Origin of the sequence: Bombilactobacillus bombi (assembly GCF_013607485.1) — a bacterium.
Lineage (GTDB): Bacteria > Bacillota > Bacilli > Lactobacillales > Lactobacillaceae > Bombilactobacillus > Bombilactobacillus bombi_A.
The window spans coordinates 1-15,072 of record NZ_SCHP01000029.1; the positions used below are offsets into that span (position 1 = coordinate 1).

Here is a 15,072-nt window from a genome sequence, read left to right on the forward strand (position 1 = left end):
GTTTTAGAAGTAAGACAAAATAATTAGTAGAAGACCTCTTTTGCTCCAACTCACGTGCAGCTTCTAGTTTTAGAAGTAAGACAAAATAATTAGTAGAAGACCCTACTTCTAAATCGGCAAATTCATCACTGTGTTTTAGAAGTAAGACAAAATAATTAGTAGAAGACCTGGTAACAGTTTTGGCAAATGGTATATCAAGTTTTAGAAGTAAGACAAAATAATTAGTAGAAGACCGTAGTATTATTTCATCCCTTACTGATTTTTGTTTTAGAAGTAAGACAAAATAATTAGTAGAAGACCCACACGTTACATCACCAAGTATGGAGCGGTGTTTTAGAAGTAAGACAAAATAATTAGTAGAAGACCCTATTCCACATATCTTGTTGGCTATTCCACGTTTTAGAAGTAAGACAAAATAATTAGTAGAAGACCAGAAAAGCCGATGCTGTAAACATCGGCTTGGTTTTAGAAGTAAGACAAAATAATTAGTAGAAGACCTGGTAGCGTGATAACTGGTAAGCGGGTATAGTTTTAGAAGTAAGACAAAATAATTAGTAGAAGACCTTAAAACTAGGCTGAACCTGCATTCCACGTGTTTTAGAAGTAAGACAAAATAATTAGTAGAAGACCTACTGAAGGCACATATACTGCTGAATGGCAGTTTTAGAAGTAAGACAAAATAATTAGTAGAAGACCGATGTAACATTTTTAGCGTGCTGTTCCGAAGTTTTAGAAGTAAGACAAAATAATTAGTAGAAGACCTATAATCATTATCGATTATCACATTGTTAAGTTTTAGAAGTAAGACAAAATAATTAGTAGAAGACCTGGTAGTTGAAAGCCCGAAAGGATCGTTCGGTTTTAGAAGTAAGACAAAATAATTAGTAGAAGACCACATACAAGCCGTGCGCGTAAGCCCTATGGGTTTTAGAAGTAAGACAAAATAATTAGTAGAAGACCCAATTGTAGCCACTAATGCTTTTATTTCTGGTTTTAGAAGTAAGACAAAATAATTAGTAGAAGACCGCTGTTGCCTTTTTGAACGTTGTAGCATTGGTTTTAGAAGTAAGACAAAATAATTAGTAGAAGACCTTAATATCATAATCAACACGTTTTCGCGCCGTTTTAGAAGTAAGACAAAATAATTAGTAGAAGACCCAGCTGATGCCAGCAAGTCATTAACCTATAGTTTTAGAAGTAAGACAAAATAATTAGTAGAAGACCTGACTAGCTCGCCATTAACCACTTTCCAGTGTTTTAGAAGTAAGACAAAATAATTAGTAGAAGACCTCATTGGACGAGCACTTGCCATCACGATATGTTTTAGAAGTAAGACAAAATAATTAGTAGAAGACCAATACCATTGATACCTATTTTTCCAATCAGGTTTTAGAAGTAAGACAAAATAATTAGTAGAAGACCAGACCAATTATAGGAATGTTCATCACCAGTGTTTTAGAAGTAAGACAAAATAATTAGTAGAAGACCCATTTTCAAATCTCCCATCTATTTTTTTGAGTTTTAGAAGTAAGACAAAATAATTAGTAGAAGACCTATCATCCCTAACTATCACGGAAGTTATGTGTTTTAGAAGTAAGACAAAATAATTAGTAGAAGACCGCCACCGCTTCCTGTTCGCTGGGCTAAAGTGTTTTAGAAGTAAGACAAAATAATTAGTAGAAGACCATCAGTTCTACTAGGGCTATATAGGTACGTGTTTTAGAAGTAAGACAAAATAATTAGTAGAAGACCATAATTGGGATGAGATACCAATCTTAATTGGTTTTAGAAGTAAGACAAAATAATTAGTAGAAGACCTAAAGGTAGCTGGTCGATTCCTGATATCGAGTTTTAGAAGTAAGACAAAATAATTAGTAGAAGACCAAACAGGCAACAAGGTTAAAGCACTCTTAGGTTTTAGAAGTAAGACAAAATAATTAGTAGAAGACCTAGAACGGGTCGCGGTAAACTGTAATCAGTGTTTTAGAAGTAAGACAAAATAATTAGTAGAAGACCTATATAACGGTGAGAGCTTTAAGGATATTAGTTTTAGAAGTAAGACAAAATAATTAGTAGAAGACCTTTTTTCTTACTTGCTGAAACCATTATACCGTTTTAGAAGTAAGACAAAATAATTAGTAGAAGACCGTAAGCTGGTAACTTGGTAGCCTGGTTATAGTTTTAGAAGTAAGACAAAATAATTAGTAGAAGACCCAGCTTACCCGCCTACCCGTTACCATATATGTTTTAGAAGTAAGACAAAATAATTAGTAGAAGACCAAAGTAGATAAGCAATTGACTGAAGACGATGTTTTAGAAGTAAGACAAAATAATTAGTAGAAGACCTAACGCCGGATGTTGGCGGTCAATTTGTTGGTTTTAGAAGTAAGACAAAATAATTAGTAGAAGACCGTTTTTTAACTTTTTGAGGTCGCCGACCAGGTTTTAGAAGTAAGACAAAATAATTAGTAGAAGACCTACTTGGCTAGAGTTTGCCCACTCACTAATGTTTTAGAAGTAAGACAAAATAATTAGTAGAAGACCATTTTTATTTTAGTACCCGTTAACATTTTAGTTTTAGAAGTAAGACAAAATAATTAGTAGAAGACCGAGATGAACCAAGCACCAGCTATTCAAGTCGTTTTAGAAGTAAGACAAAATAATTAGTAGAAGACCCATTGTAGCGCTTACCAGTTTTAAGCTGGTGTTTTAGAAGTAAGACAAAATAATTAGTAGAAGACCACAAGTCAATCACGTTAGCTGTTAATGCTGGTTTTAGAAGTAAGACAAAATAATTAGTAGAAGACCAGCTTCTAAGTCTTTATCAGTGATAACGTCGTTTTAGAAGTAAGACAAAATAATTAGTAGAAGACCGCGCGGAACGTTTCGGACGGGCAAAACTGGGTTTTAGAAGTAAGACAAAATAATTAGTAGAAGACCGATTCGTAAAATACAGCCCCCGCAATGCTTGTTTTAGAAGTAAGACAAAATAATTAGTAGAAGACCTTTACTTGCTTCCAGCTCTTTAGCTTTAGCGTTTTAGAAGTAAGACAAAATAATTAGTAGAAGACCACAGTTAAAAAGTTAAAAAAGAAAAATAAGGTTTTAGAAGTAAGACAAAATAATTAGTAGAAGACCCACGATTTATATTCAATTAATAACAGAAATGTTTTAGAAGTAAGACAAAATAATTAGTAGAAGACCATTATTTAACGGATGATGATGTCGACCACTGTTTTAGAAGTAAGACAAAATAATTAGTAGAAGACCAATTGGATTTTGCTTTAATCACTTTTAAAAGTTTTAGAAGTAAGACAAAATAATTAGTAGAAGACCGATAACCATTACTAATCAAGTACTGCATAAGTTTTAGAAGTAAGACAAAATAATTAGTAGAAGACCAGCGTATTCCGGGGCATAGCCCACTTGCGAGTTTTAGAAGTAAGACAAAATAATTAGTAGAAGACCTAAATCGTGAAATTGCCTTTCAGACCATTGGTTTTAGAAGTAAGACAAAATAATTAGTAGAAGACCGTTTTGATCTCCTTTATCAATTTATATGATGTTTTAGAAGTAAGACAAAATAATTAGTAGAAGACCTTTCTCTATACTTGGTAAAGTCATGTTTGGGTTTTAGAAGTAAGACAAAATAATTAGTAGAAGACCTAATCGTTGCCTAGTACGCCCGAAACTGTTGTTTTAGAAGTAAGACAAAATAATTAGTAGAAGACCATACATCAATCAGCCGACCACCAGCTGGTAGTTTTAGAAGTAAGACAAAATAATTAGTAGAAGACCTACTCCACGACTAACCAAACTTAAATCAGCGTTTTAGAAGTAAGACAAAATAATTAGTAGAAGACCCTTTCCCCTTTATCTATCAATTTATAAGTAGTTTTAGAAGTAAGACAAAATAATTAGTAGAAGACCTAATTCAAAAGCTATCGCCAACGACTATTTGTTTTAGAAGTAAGACAAAATAATTAGTAGAAGACCCTTTGAGTCATACTTTCGCCTCCTTTCTTTGTTTTAGAAGTAAGACAAAATAATTAGTAGAAGACCTTCATCGATTAAAAACATGCCATCAACTCCGTTTTAGAAGTAAGACAAAATAATTAGTAGAAGACCATTGAGTCCAATTTCAATCACCCCACGTAAGTTTTAGAAGTAAGACAAAATAATTAGTAGAAGACCTTTCTGCTTTACTTAAAAATGCAACTATTGGTTTTAGAAGTAAGACAAAATAATTAGTAGAAGACCAAAAATAAATTGACAAACACAACGCCAACGGTTTTAGAAGTAAGACAAAATAATTAGTAGAAGACCGCCCCCGTTGTCCCCTTGTAAAATTACTGAGTTTTAGAAGTAAGACAAAATAATTAGTAGAAGACCAAGTCAAAATATGGTTATAACGTAAAATAAGTTTTAGAAGTAAGACAAAATAATTAGTAGAAGACCAAGTAGTTTTAAATGGGTTGTATGGACTACGTTTTAGAAGTAAGACAAAATAATTAGTAGAAGACCACATATATACATCGATACTCCAAAGGATATGTTTTAGAAGTAAGACAAAATAATTAGTAGAAGACCTAAAAGTGAATTGATATAATCGACATCTGGGTTTTAGAAGTAAGACAAAATAATTAGTAGAAGACCCCCCGCATCTTACTTCAATTTTAATTTTTAATTCCAGAGAATATTTGGTCATAAAAAGTGCCTCACAATCGTTAGTATTTGTCTAACAATTATGAGGCACTTCATTTTTCTAGGGCGTTTTATTATTCCTTTATGTTCTTGTTTGCTTTTTTAATTTTTGTATTTTAAGAAATTGCTTCATAAAATCATCATGTGCTTTTTGTTGCTCAGGAGTAGGTACATAATTCCCATAAGGTATTAACTCATTTGGATTACCTTTCCAGCGTTTATCAGTATAAGTCCTTCTATCGTTAATAATCATTTCTCCAGTCTAACAATAGTATATATTTTAAATTAAAATACAGTATTTATTTTCTTTTATGAATAGTATTTTCATATATTAATTAGGAATAAATTGTGCTTACTGCTAATAAGCAAGAGACTACCAATAATTATTTAAATAAACTTTTAGGAAAACTATTTTCTTAAGTCCTTATTTCAACTTAAAATTTAAGTCTAAAAGTTATTAATGTTTAATATTTATACAATTAACGACATCTAGCGTATAATTTTAAAATAATTATACTGACAGCCATTATGTGCAATATCAAGTACTTAATAATAATTGAGTGCTTATTAATTTAGTTAATAACTGGCCGCAACTTAGTTTGGGCTAAGTGTTCATCATCGTTAGGATCCGAGCCGTTAGGCTGATTCTTATCTAGAGTGCTGATAGCATTCATATCATCCGTACTGAGTTCAAAGTCAAAAATATCAAAGTTTTGCTGCAGTCGTTCTTGATGAATCGACTTAGGAAAAATAATAGCATGGCGTTGCAAATGCCAGCGTAAAATAACTTGGGCTACACTTTTATGATATTTTTGGGCCAAATTTTGCAAAATTGGTTCGGCAAATACACCATTAATCCCTTGACCTAAAGGACCCCAAGCTTCCACAGCAATATCATTATCCTGCAAATATGCTAGTAATTTGGGCCTCTGTAGATAAGGGTGCAATTCAACTTGGTCAACAGCGGGCATAATCTGGGCTTGCTGCTGTAATTTTTCTAAATGTTTAATCATAAAATTCGAAACACCAATCGCACGTACGGCGTGGTCTTGATATAATTGTTCCATAGCTTGCCATGCTTGTTCATAGTCTGGTGCCGGCCAATGAATTAGATATAAGTCTAGATAATCTAAACCAAGCCGTTTTAATGAATTCTCGTAAGCCTTTTGTGGATTATCAAATTCTGCTGGCCACAGTTTAGAAGTAATAAAGAGTTCCTCACGCTTGATACCAGCCTTTTTGATAGCTTCTCCCAGCCATTTTTCGTTGCCGTAAATTGCAGCAGTATCAAAATGGCGATAACCAATTTCGATAGCCCATTGAAAGGCTTGAATAAACTGCTTATGGTCCTGCATTTTAAAGACACCCATTCCTAATTGAGGAATTTGAACATTGTTATTTAAAGTTATTTTGGGAACTGTCATTTTCCATCCTCCTGTTTAAATAATTTTACCGTCATATAATTTTGTTTCAATGACATTAAAATCAAACTTTTCTAACTCTACAGCTGACTTTAAATATGCTTTAATGCCTTTTATCAGCATTAAATTAATGCCTGTTGTCTGTACTTCATCTTCACAGACCATGACAACTGGCTTATGAATGGCAGTCAGATAGCCCATTTCCCACGCGGTACCCGTATCAGGGTTAACATTGTCCCACGCTACCACTCCAACGTCTGCGAGGTGCATAGCGGTTAGGTCGTTATTGTAAGTTTCATTAGCCCACTCATAACTGCCAAAAATATTTTCGGGATCATGATTTTCACTGACATTTTTGTATTGATGATCGCGTGGACTATGGATATAGCCCACAGTGGGGTTCTTTTTTAAAGCTGCTTCAATTACATCAACAAGATGATTTTGCTTAGGATTAAAAAACCCACCAGCTAGATAAATTTGTTTGTGCACGTTTGTCACTTCCTTATTGTTCTTTGACTTTATTTTATAGGAATAAGCTGATGCTGCCAAACAAAATTGTTTAAATTAATCTATTAAAAATAAAGTAGGTGCCTCATGCAATTTACATTTATTAATGAAGAATCCACGTCCCAACCCTTAAAAAGTTTTTTGTTAAAACAAGGAATCAGCCATCGTCTATATAGTCAACTTAAACATTGGCCGGATAACTTTATGGTTAATGGACAATTAACAACTGCCGCAGCTGTAATCAATTTTCACGATCAAGTGCAAATCACATTGCCGGCTGAAGCAGATGATCCCCAAGTAGCTACTAGTTTTGCACCATTGAAGATTATTTATGAAGATAATAATTGGTTAGTCATTGACAAACCCGCATATCTTTCTTCGGTACCCGGTCCTAGTAACCGTACGGATACTGTAGTTAATCGGGTCAAAGGCCACTGGGAAAAACAGCATGAACAAAATATGGTACCGCATATTATTACGCGCTTAGATCGTGATACCCAAGGATTAATGCTAATTGCAAAGCATCGTTTGGCTAATATTTGGGCTAATCAGCAGATTGCTCAACATCAAATTCAAAAATTATATTATGCTTTGGTATCTGGAAATTTAACTGCGGATCATGGCATAATTGATCAGCCTATTGGCCGTCCAGAGAATTCGATTGCCCATCAAGTACTTTCAAACGGGCAGGCTGCTCGAACGGAATATTGGGTCTTAGAGCGCTTAGAGCAGACGACTTTAGTCAAAGTAAAATTGCATACCGGACGGACTCATCAAATTCGTGTACATTTTAAATATTTAGGCCATCCTTTAGTAGGGGACCATTTGTATGGGGGACCTTTAGATTTGGGCTTTGAGCATCAGGCCTTGCAGGCTTATTATTTACAATTCTGGGATCAATTCCAGCAGACAACGCGCAGTTTTGAGTTAAAACAATGTCTAATTGAATAAAATATTACTAATTACGTGAAAGCGATTGATTTTACCATATATCCATTATATAATTGGAATATACCAATTGGTTGACTGAGATTATTTTGGTACAAATATAAGGAGTGAGATAGAATGAATGCTTTCATTAATTGGCTCAACAAACATTTAGTTCCAGTTGCTGCCAAGATCGGATCTATTAAATGGTTAGTTGCTTTACGTGACGCCTTTATCGCAATGATGCCAGCTACAATGGTAGGTTCTGTGGCGTCAGTATTGAATGCGATTGTGCGTGATATCCCAACACGATTTGGCTGGATGGGATTTGTTAAAGCTATGCAGCCAATCGTAAATATTAATGTTCAAGTATGGACAGGTTCAATGGCTATTTTGGCCTTAATCTTTTCATTTACCTTTGGCTATCATCTCTCAATTCAGTATAAGGCAGAGCCGATTACTGGTGGAATTGTTGGTTTAGGTACTTTTATCATGGCTTTGCCACAAAATAGTATCATTACCTTGAAGAAAGCTTTATCAACGGCTGATGTTAAGACCTTAACTGATGCTGGATCTGTGGTAAGTGGTAAAACTATTTCCACACCTGGCTTCTTCAATTTCAATGCTTACTTTGGTGCTAATGGTTTCTTCACTATTATGATTTTAGGTGGATTAGCAACTTCAATTTATATTTGGCTAATTCATAAAAATATTACTATCAAAATGCCTGATTCAGTACCACCGGCAATTGCCAATGCCTTTACAGGAATTATTCCGGCTATTGGTTCTTTGTATGTAAGTGGAATTATTACTTGGGCAGTTAATACGATGAGTAAGTCCACTGTTATTGAAATTATTTCTAATACAATCCAAACTCCCTTGCTGCATTTGTCGCAAGGATATGGAGCAGTATTATTAATGACAGTTTTAGTTCAAGTATTTTGGTTCTTCGGTATTCACGGAACCAACGTTTTGGGCCCCGTATTAGACTCTATTTGGTTGACAGCACAATTAACTAATATTAGTGCTTTCAATCACCATCAAGCATTGCCATATTTCTGGACTCGTAATGCCTTTGACTTATATGCTTGGATTGGTGGTGCTGGTTCCACATTACTACTTTTGATTGCAATATTAATGTTTAGTACGCGTGACGATCAGCGTGCAGTTGCCAAAATGGCGATTGCTCCCGGATTTTTCAACATTAATGAACCTGTAATGTTTGGTTTGCCAATTGTTTTGGATCCGATTTATTTCATTCCATTCGTTATTGCTCCAGTAGTGATGATTACTATTGCTTACTTTGTTTTGGCAGCTGGATGGGTTGCACCGATTAAAGTTCAGTATGTCTGGTCCATGCCAATCTTTATTAATTCAATTTTTGCTACATTAGACTGGCGGGCGCCAATTTTACAATTAGTAAATGCCATCATTGGATTCTTGATTTATGTACCATTTGTTAAGGCAGCTAATAAGGTTGACCCAGCTAAATTAAATCAGGAATAAAATTTATGAGTTCACAACTTAAAAGAGATTTAGTGGCAATAAGTGGCGGTTTCTTAATTATTATGCTGAGTCCTTTATTTAATTCTTATTCGCCCATGTTCTACTATACGTTTATGATTGCTGGAATTGTGATAGTTATTAGTGGCGCAGTGAGCTTCTTTAAAGATAGTAAGAAACAAGGAAAGGATCATGATAAAAAGTGAAACTGACCATGAATGTTGCAGTTCCTGTGGAATACTTTTTTCAAAGGATTATTGAATCATCATTGTATGATATTGAACAACAAACTGGTAAAAAGCTTAATCCCAATCAACTGAGAGGTTTTACTTTCAAAAGAAAGCATGCTAATGGTGTTGTTAGCACCATGACGATAACCGGCTATCAACCGAACCAGCAATATGCCTATCATATGCAAACGGGTCGTAATGATTATATTGTGTCTTATAATGTGGCGGCAATTGATGAGCAGCATATGCAGTTTACCTATGAAGAAAAACTGCAAGGTAAAACTGCCACAGTCAATGCCAATAATCATGCTTCAGGATTTTTGATGGGCTGGTTTCGAAAACGCCGTTTTAAGAAGATGAAGCGTCAAATGGAATCAGATTATCGTCAGCAATAATATATAGGGATAAACAGGCATTCCACTAAAGTTTAATAAATTTTAGGTGAGGATAAGCGCGATTTTCACTGTTGATTTTAATAAAGAGGTGTTGGAACTGATAAAGGTTCCAATACCTTTTTTGTTCTTAACTAATTAAAATTTATACAAGTAATTATGGTGTTATTGTGGGCGTGAGAAGCTGTCATCTTTGAATAATAAAGATATCTATACGTCTTAAAAATTATAGAAATAGCCAATATTGTTTAATTTTAATAAGTGTTTTTATTTGCTAAAATAGCCACCGGCAACTAGAGTAAGAACTAGTCAAGGGAGGCTATGAATATGAAAAATGTATTAATTCTAGGAGCAAGTGGTAAGATTGCGCAATTGGCAGAGACTATGTTACATCAGCATTCTGATCTCAATTTAACCTTGTACTTAAGACACCCTAAAAAATTAGCAGCAACAAACAAGTCTTGGGGCAAGGTGATCCAAGCCGATGTATTAGATGAGGCAGCTTTAAGTCAGGCTGTACATGGTCAGGATGTGGTTTATGCTAACTTAGCTGGGGATAATATCGAACAACAAGCTCGTCAACTAGTCACGGTTATGGAGCAAGAGCAGGTTAAACGGTTGATTTGGATTTCTACTTTGGGAATTTATGATGAAGTACCAGGTAAGTTTGGAAAGTGGAATAATCGCATGCTTGGAGCTAGTTATTTACCCACTTATAAGGCAGCTGCTCAAGTGATAGAGAATAGTAATTTAGATTATACAATTATTCGGCCCGCTTGGCTGCAAGATTCAGATGAAGTTGATTATGAAGTTACACAAAAAGGCGAGCCGTTTAAGGGTACAGAAGTATCTAGAAAGAGTATTGCCAGTGTAGTAACCGATATTATTTTAAATCCGGATCAATATAGCAAAGCCTCAATTGGTGTGAACAAGCCACATACTGATGGTGATAAGCCTAATTGGTACTAAAAAACTTTTTAAAATATTTTTGAGCTATTTGTTTATTATAAGAAATATTAATACATTTAGCAGCTTGGTATTGGCAATGAACAATATCGAAAAACTTCAATTAGCAATTTTTAAAATTAAACATATAAAAAATGGGGCCCAGGATAACACATTATCCTGGGCCCTTTTAGTTTTTAGATTAAGAACCAGCCAATCACACTTAATACAACTAATAAAATAACATTAAAAATGAATGATTGAACTAAATATTTATTAGATTCATGTTTCTCTGTAAAAAAAGAAAATTGTTTATAAGCTAGTAAGTTAGCCATTGAGGCAATGGGAGTTCCAATTCCCCCAATATTAGAACCCAAAAAAACAGCTCCAATATTAGTAGTGAATTTAGCCACTAAAATGGTTGCTGGTACATTGCTCATAAACTGGCTAAAACCAATAGCTGAAAAGTATGTTGCATACTTATTTGCTTCCAGGACTTTTAGTAAGGCGGCAATATCAGCAGAACGACTCAGATTACCAACTGCCACAAAGAAACAGACAAAAACTAAAATCGTTGCATAATCAACATGCAATAAAATTTGCCGATTCATTAAAGCAGCAATAACTACTGTAGCAATAGCAGCAATTGCAATGGGTATGACTTTAAAAATACCTAAAAATACTAGGGCAGTTAAGATTAAAGCAATAATTAAAGCAGGAATGTGAACGCTAAAATGACTAATTTCTACCGCTATCGGTTGAGATTTAGTAAAAACAGCTGCGATTAAGATTAAAATCGCTAAACCAATAAGAGCATAAGGCGCAGAGACTTTAAAAAAATTAATAACGTTTAAATTATAATGTGATAATAAAAACAAGTTGTGGGTATTACCAAAGGGAGTAAAAGCACTGCCAATATTAGCGGCAGCAGCAATCATGGTAACAGTAAAGATATGATTAGCGGTGATTTTTTTGGCAATCTTAAAAAACAAGGGCACGATAATTAAGATAGCCACATCATTGGTTACTAACATGGCACCAAAAAAGGTTAGTATAACCAGCATAATCATTAATTGACGAGTATTCTTGGCTTTAGCAGTAAAAGTTGTTGATAGATACTGTAGTAAACCAATATTTTCGAATATTTGAATCAAAACCATCATCGACAACAATGAAAAAATGGTATGAAAATTGATATCGGCCAGCTCAGGTTTGCTGATTCCTGTGGACAATAATGCAGCTATTGCAGCAATCCAGAGCATTTTATCAGTAAAGATGTTCTTAATTACGGCCATGTTTTAACCCTCTTGTTTAATTATATAAAGTACGAGACACCACCTATTATTGTACTGTAAATGCTTGATATAATAAAGAGTTAATAATTGACACCCCTTATAACTTTCAGTATTCTGTATAATGCAAATAGTAGCACAATTTTCATAAAAGGAATGATTAAATGACAACCAAATCGGGTGCTCAAGCCCTTGTAGAAACAATGATTAAGTATCAAATCAAGTATGTTTTTGGCATACCTGGAGCTAAGATTGATCGCTTGTTCGAAGAATTAGAACATAATCCTAATCCCGACAAGCCGCAATTAATTATTACACGTCATGAACAAAATGCTGCTTTTATGGCAGCGGCAATTGGCCGTTTAAGCGGTCAGCCAGGAGTAGTCTTGGTTACTTCTGGCCCGGGAGTTGCTAACTTAACCACCGGCTTAGTAACTGCTACAGCTGAAGGGGATCCCTTAATTGCTATTGGCGGGCAGGTTCAGCGTGATGATTTAGCACGGCTAACTCATCAAAGTATCCCTAATCAAGAGATATTACAGCCAGTTACTAAATACAGCGTGGAAGTCCAAGACCCTAATAACTTATCAGAAGCTTTTGCAAATGCATATCAAGCAGCAGTGGATGCTAAAAGTGGCGCGGTATTTATGTCGATTCCGCAAGATGTTATCAATGCAGATGTTGATCGCTCCATCATGCAAAAGAATCCTCCTATGGCCCAAGGTATTCCTGCTAAAGCTCAGTTGGCAGATTTTGCTGAGCAGATTAAACAGGCTCAATTGCCCGTAATACTAGCAGGAATGCGGGCTAGTGAACAAGGAGCCACACAGGCTTTAAGGGATTTTTTACAAAAAGTTCCTTTACCAGTTGTAGAAACTTTTCAAGGTGCCGGAATTATCTCTCGAGATTTGGAGCAGCTCTTCTTTGGTCGGGTAGGATTATTTCACAACCAGACTGGGGATATGCTCTTAAAACAAGCTGATTTGGTAATTACTATCGGATATGATCCTATTGAATATGAAGCACGTAATTGGAACCAGTCCCGAACTGGCAAGATTATCAATCTTGATAGTGTGGCTCCTGAGTTAACGCAAGAATATCAGCCTGAGCTAGTTTTACAAGGGAACCTAGCTGATACACTGGCTGCTTTGGCCGAGTTATTCCCTGAAAAATATCAGTTGTCTGCTGCTACTCAACAAAAATTACAGGCACTTAAGGTAGAGTTTGATCAAAAGAATATTCCGCCTGCAAAAAGTTCTGCTGCCGGTTTACACCCCTTAGAAATTGTGCAAAAACTCCAGCAACACGTTGACGATCAGATGATAGTTACCGTAGATGTTGGGAGTCATTATATTTGGATGGCCCGCCATTTTCGGAGTTATCAGCCCCGGCATTTATTATTTAGTAATGGTATGCAAACCTTAGGCGTGGCTTTGCCCTGGGCCATTGCCGCATCATTATTATATCCTCATAAAAAAATTGTTTCTGTGGCGGGCGATGGCGGCTTCCTGTTTTCCGGTCAAGAACTAGAAACAGCTGTTCGACTGCAAGCAAATATCGTCCAATTAATCTGGGTTGATGGCTATTATGATATGGTCCGCTTTCAAGAGCAGACAAAATATGGCCAAGATGCAGGTGTTAAATTCGGTCCGGTCGATTTTGTAAAATATGCTCAAAGTTTTGGTGCTGTTGGTTTACAAGTTGATGCACAGCATGACTTACAAGCGGTATTAGACCAAGCTTTTGCTCAGACAGGGCCCGTAGTTGTGGCAATTCCAGTGGATTATTCGCATAATCAAGAATTAAGTCGTGACTTATTGCGCGATCAATTTTATTAAAAAGAGGCAGATTATGACACAAACTTTGTTTCAGCATGGAACCTTGGCTTTATTAGTTCCGGGTTTATTGACAGGAACGTTGACCATTAAAGAGCTCTTAGAGCATGGTGATACTGGTATTGGAACTGGTGAAGGCTTAGACGGTGAGTTGATAATTTTAGATGGAATAGTGTATCAAGTACAAAGTACCGGCCATATTCAACAAGTTACACCAGATTTTACAGTGCCATTTGCTAATGTTCATTTTGCCAATTATCGTTCTTTGGCGACTTTTAATGAGCTTAATCAAGAGCAAACTTATCACCAATTAAGTGACTTAATTAAGGCACCTAATACCTTTTATTCAGTTAAAATCACGGGGACTTTTGCCAAAATGCATACGCGCGCAGCTGCAAAATCACAGCCACCCTATGCCACTTTATTAGCAACGGCACAACAACAGCGAGAATTTCAAGCTAATAATGTTCAGGGTACTTTATTAAGCTATTACTCACCCCAGCTATTTCATGGAGCAGCAGTAGCGGGGTATCATAGTCATTTTTTGGCCGCCGATAAAACAACAATTGGCGGACATGTATTAGACTTTGTTTTAACAACTGGTCAAGTTCAAGTGCAGATTTTTGATACTTTGCAACAGCATTTACCAATCGACAACTCCGATTTTATGCAACATGACTTTACCAAAGACAACATTAACGCCGATATTTCGCAGGCAGAATAACCTTAAGAATGCTGACGCTGGGGACTGACCCAGGTACCGGTTCCGTGGCCTTTAATAGTTCTAATTGCGGGAATGAAAGTAGTTACAATCGTTAGGGCATTCATAATCCACCACCACAGCATATATAATGGTGCAAAAAGGATATACGGCAATTTTTGACCGCGGTCGTCAATCAGCAAAGCAGCAGTTAGCTGCAAAGCTCCAGCAACCATTTCAAAACCGATAAAGACTAAGGATAAGGTTAAGAGGTGGGTTAAAGCTCCCCATTGAGCGGTACCAAGATATTTTAAAAACAAGTACAAAAAGATAACCGTCGATATCCAAAAGAAAAATGACCATAAAATACTAAAAGTTTGGTCAATAAACATTAGGGTACGTCCAATATTTTGCAGGGGATGTTTAACAATTTTAGGAAAGTTAGTTAACCAGACTTCACTGCCTCCCTTAGCCCAACGTTTACGCTGACGATATAAACTTTTAGCAGTTTCTGGAACTGCCATATAAAACATGATATCAGGAGCAAATTCGGACAGCCAGCCATTTAATTGCTGGTCCCAAGCGACACTAATATCTTCAGTAGCACGATCTTGGC

The 15,072-nt window shown here is 35.7% G+C and carries 12 protein-coding genes and 1 CRISPR repeat array; of the genes, 7 read left to right on the forward strand and 5 right to left on the reverse strand.

All coding sequences use genetic code 11. From position 1 onward, the window contains the following. A CRISPR array of direct repeats spans positions 1-4,656; the repeat unit is 36 nt; unit sequence GTTTTAGAAGTAAGACAAAATAATTAGTAGAAGACC. Positions 4,657-4,786: 130 nt separating this feature from the next. The 3 genes from EQ827_RS06110 to EQ827_RS06120 form a co-directional block, all read right to left on the reverse strand. Further along, positions 4,787-4,957: a hypothetical protein gene (locus EQ827_RS06110; RefSeq protein ID WP_181190107.1), complete on the reverse strand. Its 171-nt coding sequence runs from the start codon at positions 4,955-4,957 to the stop codon at positions 4,787-4,789. 319 nt (positions 4,958-5,276) lie between these two features. Continuing rightward, positions 5,277-6,128 carry an aldo/keto reductase gene (locus EQ827_RS06115; RefSeq protein WP_181190108.1) on the reverse strand — a complete coding sequence of 284 codons (852 nt, stop codon included), beginning with the start codon at positions 6,126-6,128 and terminating at the stop codon, positions 5,277-5,279. A 15-nt stretch (positions 6,129-6,143) separates the two neighbouring features. Continuing rightward, on the reverse strand, positions 6,144-6,614 hold the full coding sequence (locus tag EQ827_RS06120) for a nucleoside 2-deoxyribosyltransferase (RefSeq protein ID WP_181190109.1): 471 nt from the start codon (positions 6,612-6,614) through the stop codon (positions 6,144-6,146). 105 nt (positions 6,615-6,719) lie between these two features. Here EQ827_RS06120 and EQ827_RS06125 point away from each other — a divergent pair, with 105 nt between their 5' ends. The 5 genes from EQ827_RS06125 (at position 6,720) to EQ827_RS06145 (ending at position 10,653) form a co-directional block, all read left to right on the forward strand. After that, positions 6,720-7,583: an RluA family pseudouridine synthase gene (locus EQ827_RS06125; protein ID WP_181190110.1), complete on the forward strand. Its 864-nt coding sequence runs from the start codon at positions 6,720-6,722 to the stop codon at positions 7,581-7,583. 114 nt (positions 7,584-7,697) lie between these two features. Then, entirely contained in the window at positions 7,698-9,065 is a 1,368-nt protein-coding gene (locus tag EQ827_RS06130) for a PTS sugar transporter subunit IIC (RefSeq protein ID WP_181190111.1), read from the forward strand. A 5-nt stretch (positions 9,066-9,070) separates the two neighbouring features. Beyond that, positions 9,071-9,268 (forward strand): hypothetical protein, encoded by a 198-nt coding sequence (locus tag EQ827_RS06135; protein WP_181190112.1) that lies wholly within the window; start codon positions 9,071-9,073, stop codon positions 9,266-9,268. Between the two features lie 8 nt (positions 9,269-9,276). Further along, positions 9,277-9,687 carry a DUF3284 domain-containing protein gene (locus EQ827_RS06140; protein ID WP_181190113.1) on the forward strand — a complete coding sequence of 137 codons (411 nt, stop codon included), beginning with the start codon at positions 9,277-9,279 and terminating at the stop codon, positions 9,685-9,687. 324 nt (positions 9,688-10,011) lie between these two features. Next, complete coding sequence (locus EQ827_RS06145; protein WP_181190114.1) at positions 10,012-10,653, forward strand: SDR family oxidoreductase; 642 nt, start codon at positions 10,012-10,014, stop codon at positions 10,651-10,653. A 173-nt stretch (positions 10,654-10,826) separates the two neighbouring features. Here EQ827_RS06145 and EQ827_RS06150 read toward each other — a convergent pair whose 3' ends face one another. Continuing rightward, positions 10,827-11,924 carry an SLC13 family permease gene (locus EQ827_RS06150; protein ID WP_181190115.1) on the reverse strand — a complete coding sequence of 366 codons (1,098 nt, stop codon included), beginning with the start codon at positions 11,922-11,924 and terminating at the stop codon, positions 10,827-10,829. Between the two features lie 161 nt (positions 11,925-12,085). Between EQ827_RS06150 and alsS the strand changes: the two genes are divergently transcribed. Both alsS and budA read left to right on the forward strand, forming a co-directional pair. Continuing rightward, positions 12,086-13,759 carry an acetolactate synthase AlsS gene (gene alsS, locus EQ827_RS06155; protein ID WP_181190116.1) on the forward strand — a complete coding sequence of 558 codons (1,674 nt, stop codon included), beginning with the start codon at positions 12,086-12,088 and terminating at the stop codon, positions 13,757-13,759. 13 nt (positions 13,760-13,772) lie between these two features. After that, on the forward strand, positions 13,773-14,480 hold the full coding sequence (gene budA, locus EQ827_RS06160) for an acetolactate decarboxylase (protein WP_181190117.1): 708 nt from the start codon (positions 13,773-13,775) through the stop codon (positions 14,478-14,480). A gap of 2 nt (positions 14,481-14,482) precedes the next feature. Here budA and EQ827_RS06165 read toward each other — a convergent pair. After that, positions 14,483-15,072: glycosyltransferase (locus EQ827_RS06165; protein WP_309109343.1), on the reverse strand; the 590-nt coding region annotated here is incomplete at its 5' end.

Coding starts and splice junctions, on each gene's coding strand:
- EQ827_RS06110 (WP_181190107.1), bottom strand. CDS start 4,957: ATGATTATTAACGATAGAAGGACTTATACTGATAAACGCTGGAAAGGT.
- EQ827_RS06115 (WP_181190108.1), bottom strand. CDS start 6,128: ATGACAGTTCCCAAAATAACTTTAAATAACAATGTTCAAATTCCTCAA.
- EQ827_RS06125 (WP_181190110.1), top strand. CDS start 6,720: ATGCAATTTACATTTATTAATGAAGAATCCACGTCCCAACCCTTAAAA.
- EQ827_RS06130 (WP_181190111.1), top strand. CDS start 7,698: ATGAATGCTTTCATTAATTGGCTCAACAAACATTTAGTTCCAGTTGCT.
- EQ827_RS06135 (WP_181190112.1), top strand. CDS start 9,071: ATGAGTTCACAACTTAAAAGAGATTTAGTGGCAATAAGTGGCGGTTTC.
- EQ827_RS06140 (WP_181190113.1), top strand. CDS start 9,277: ATGAATGTTGCAGTTCCTGTGGAATACTTTTTTCAAAGGATTATTGAA.
- EQ827_RS06145 (WP_181190114.1), top strand. CDS start 10,012: ATGAAAAATGTATTAATTCTAGGAGCAAGTGGTAAGATTGCGCAATTG.
- EQ827_RS06150 (WP_181190115.1), bottom strand. CDS start 11,924: ATGGCCGTAATTAAGAACATCTTTACTGATAAAATGCTCTGGATTGCT.
- alsS (WP_181190116.1), top strand. CDS start 12,086: ATGACAACCAAATCGGGTGCTCAAGCCCTTGTAGAAACAATGATTAAG.
- budA (WP_181190117.1), top strand. CDS start 13,773: ATGACACAAACTTTGTTTCAGCATGGAACCTTGGCTTTATTAGTTCCG.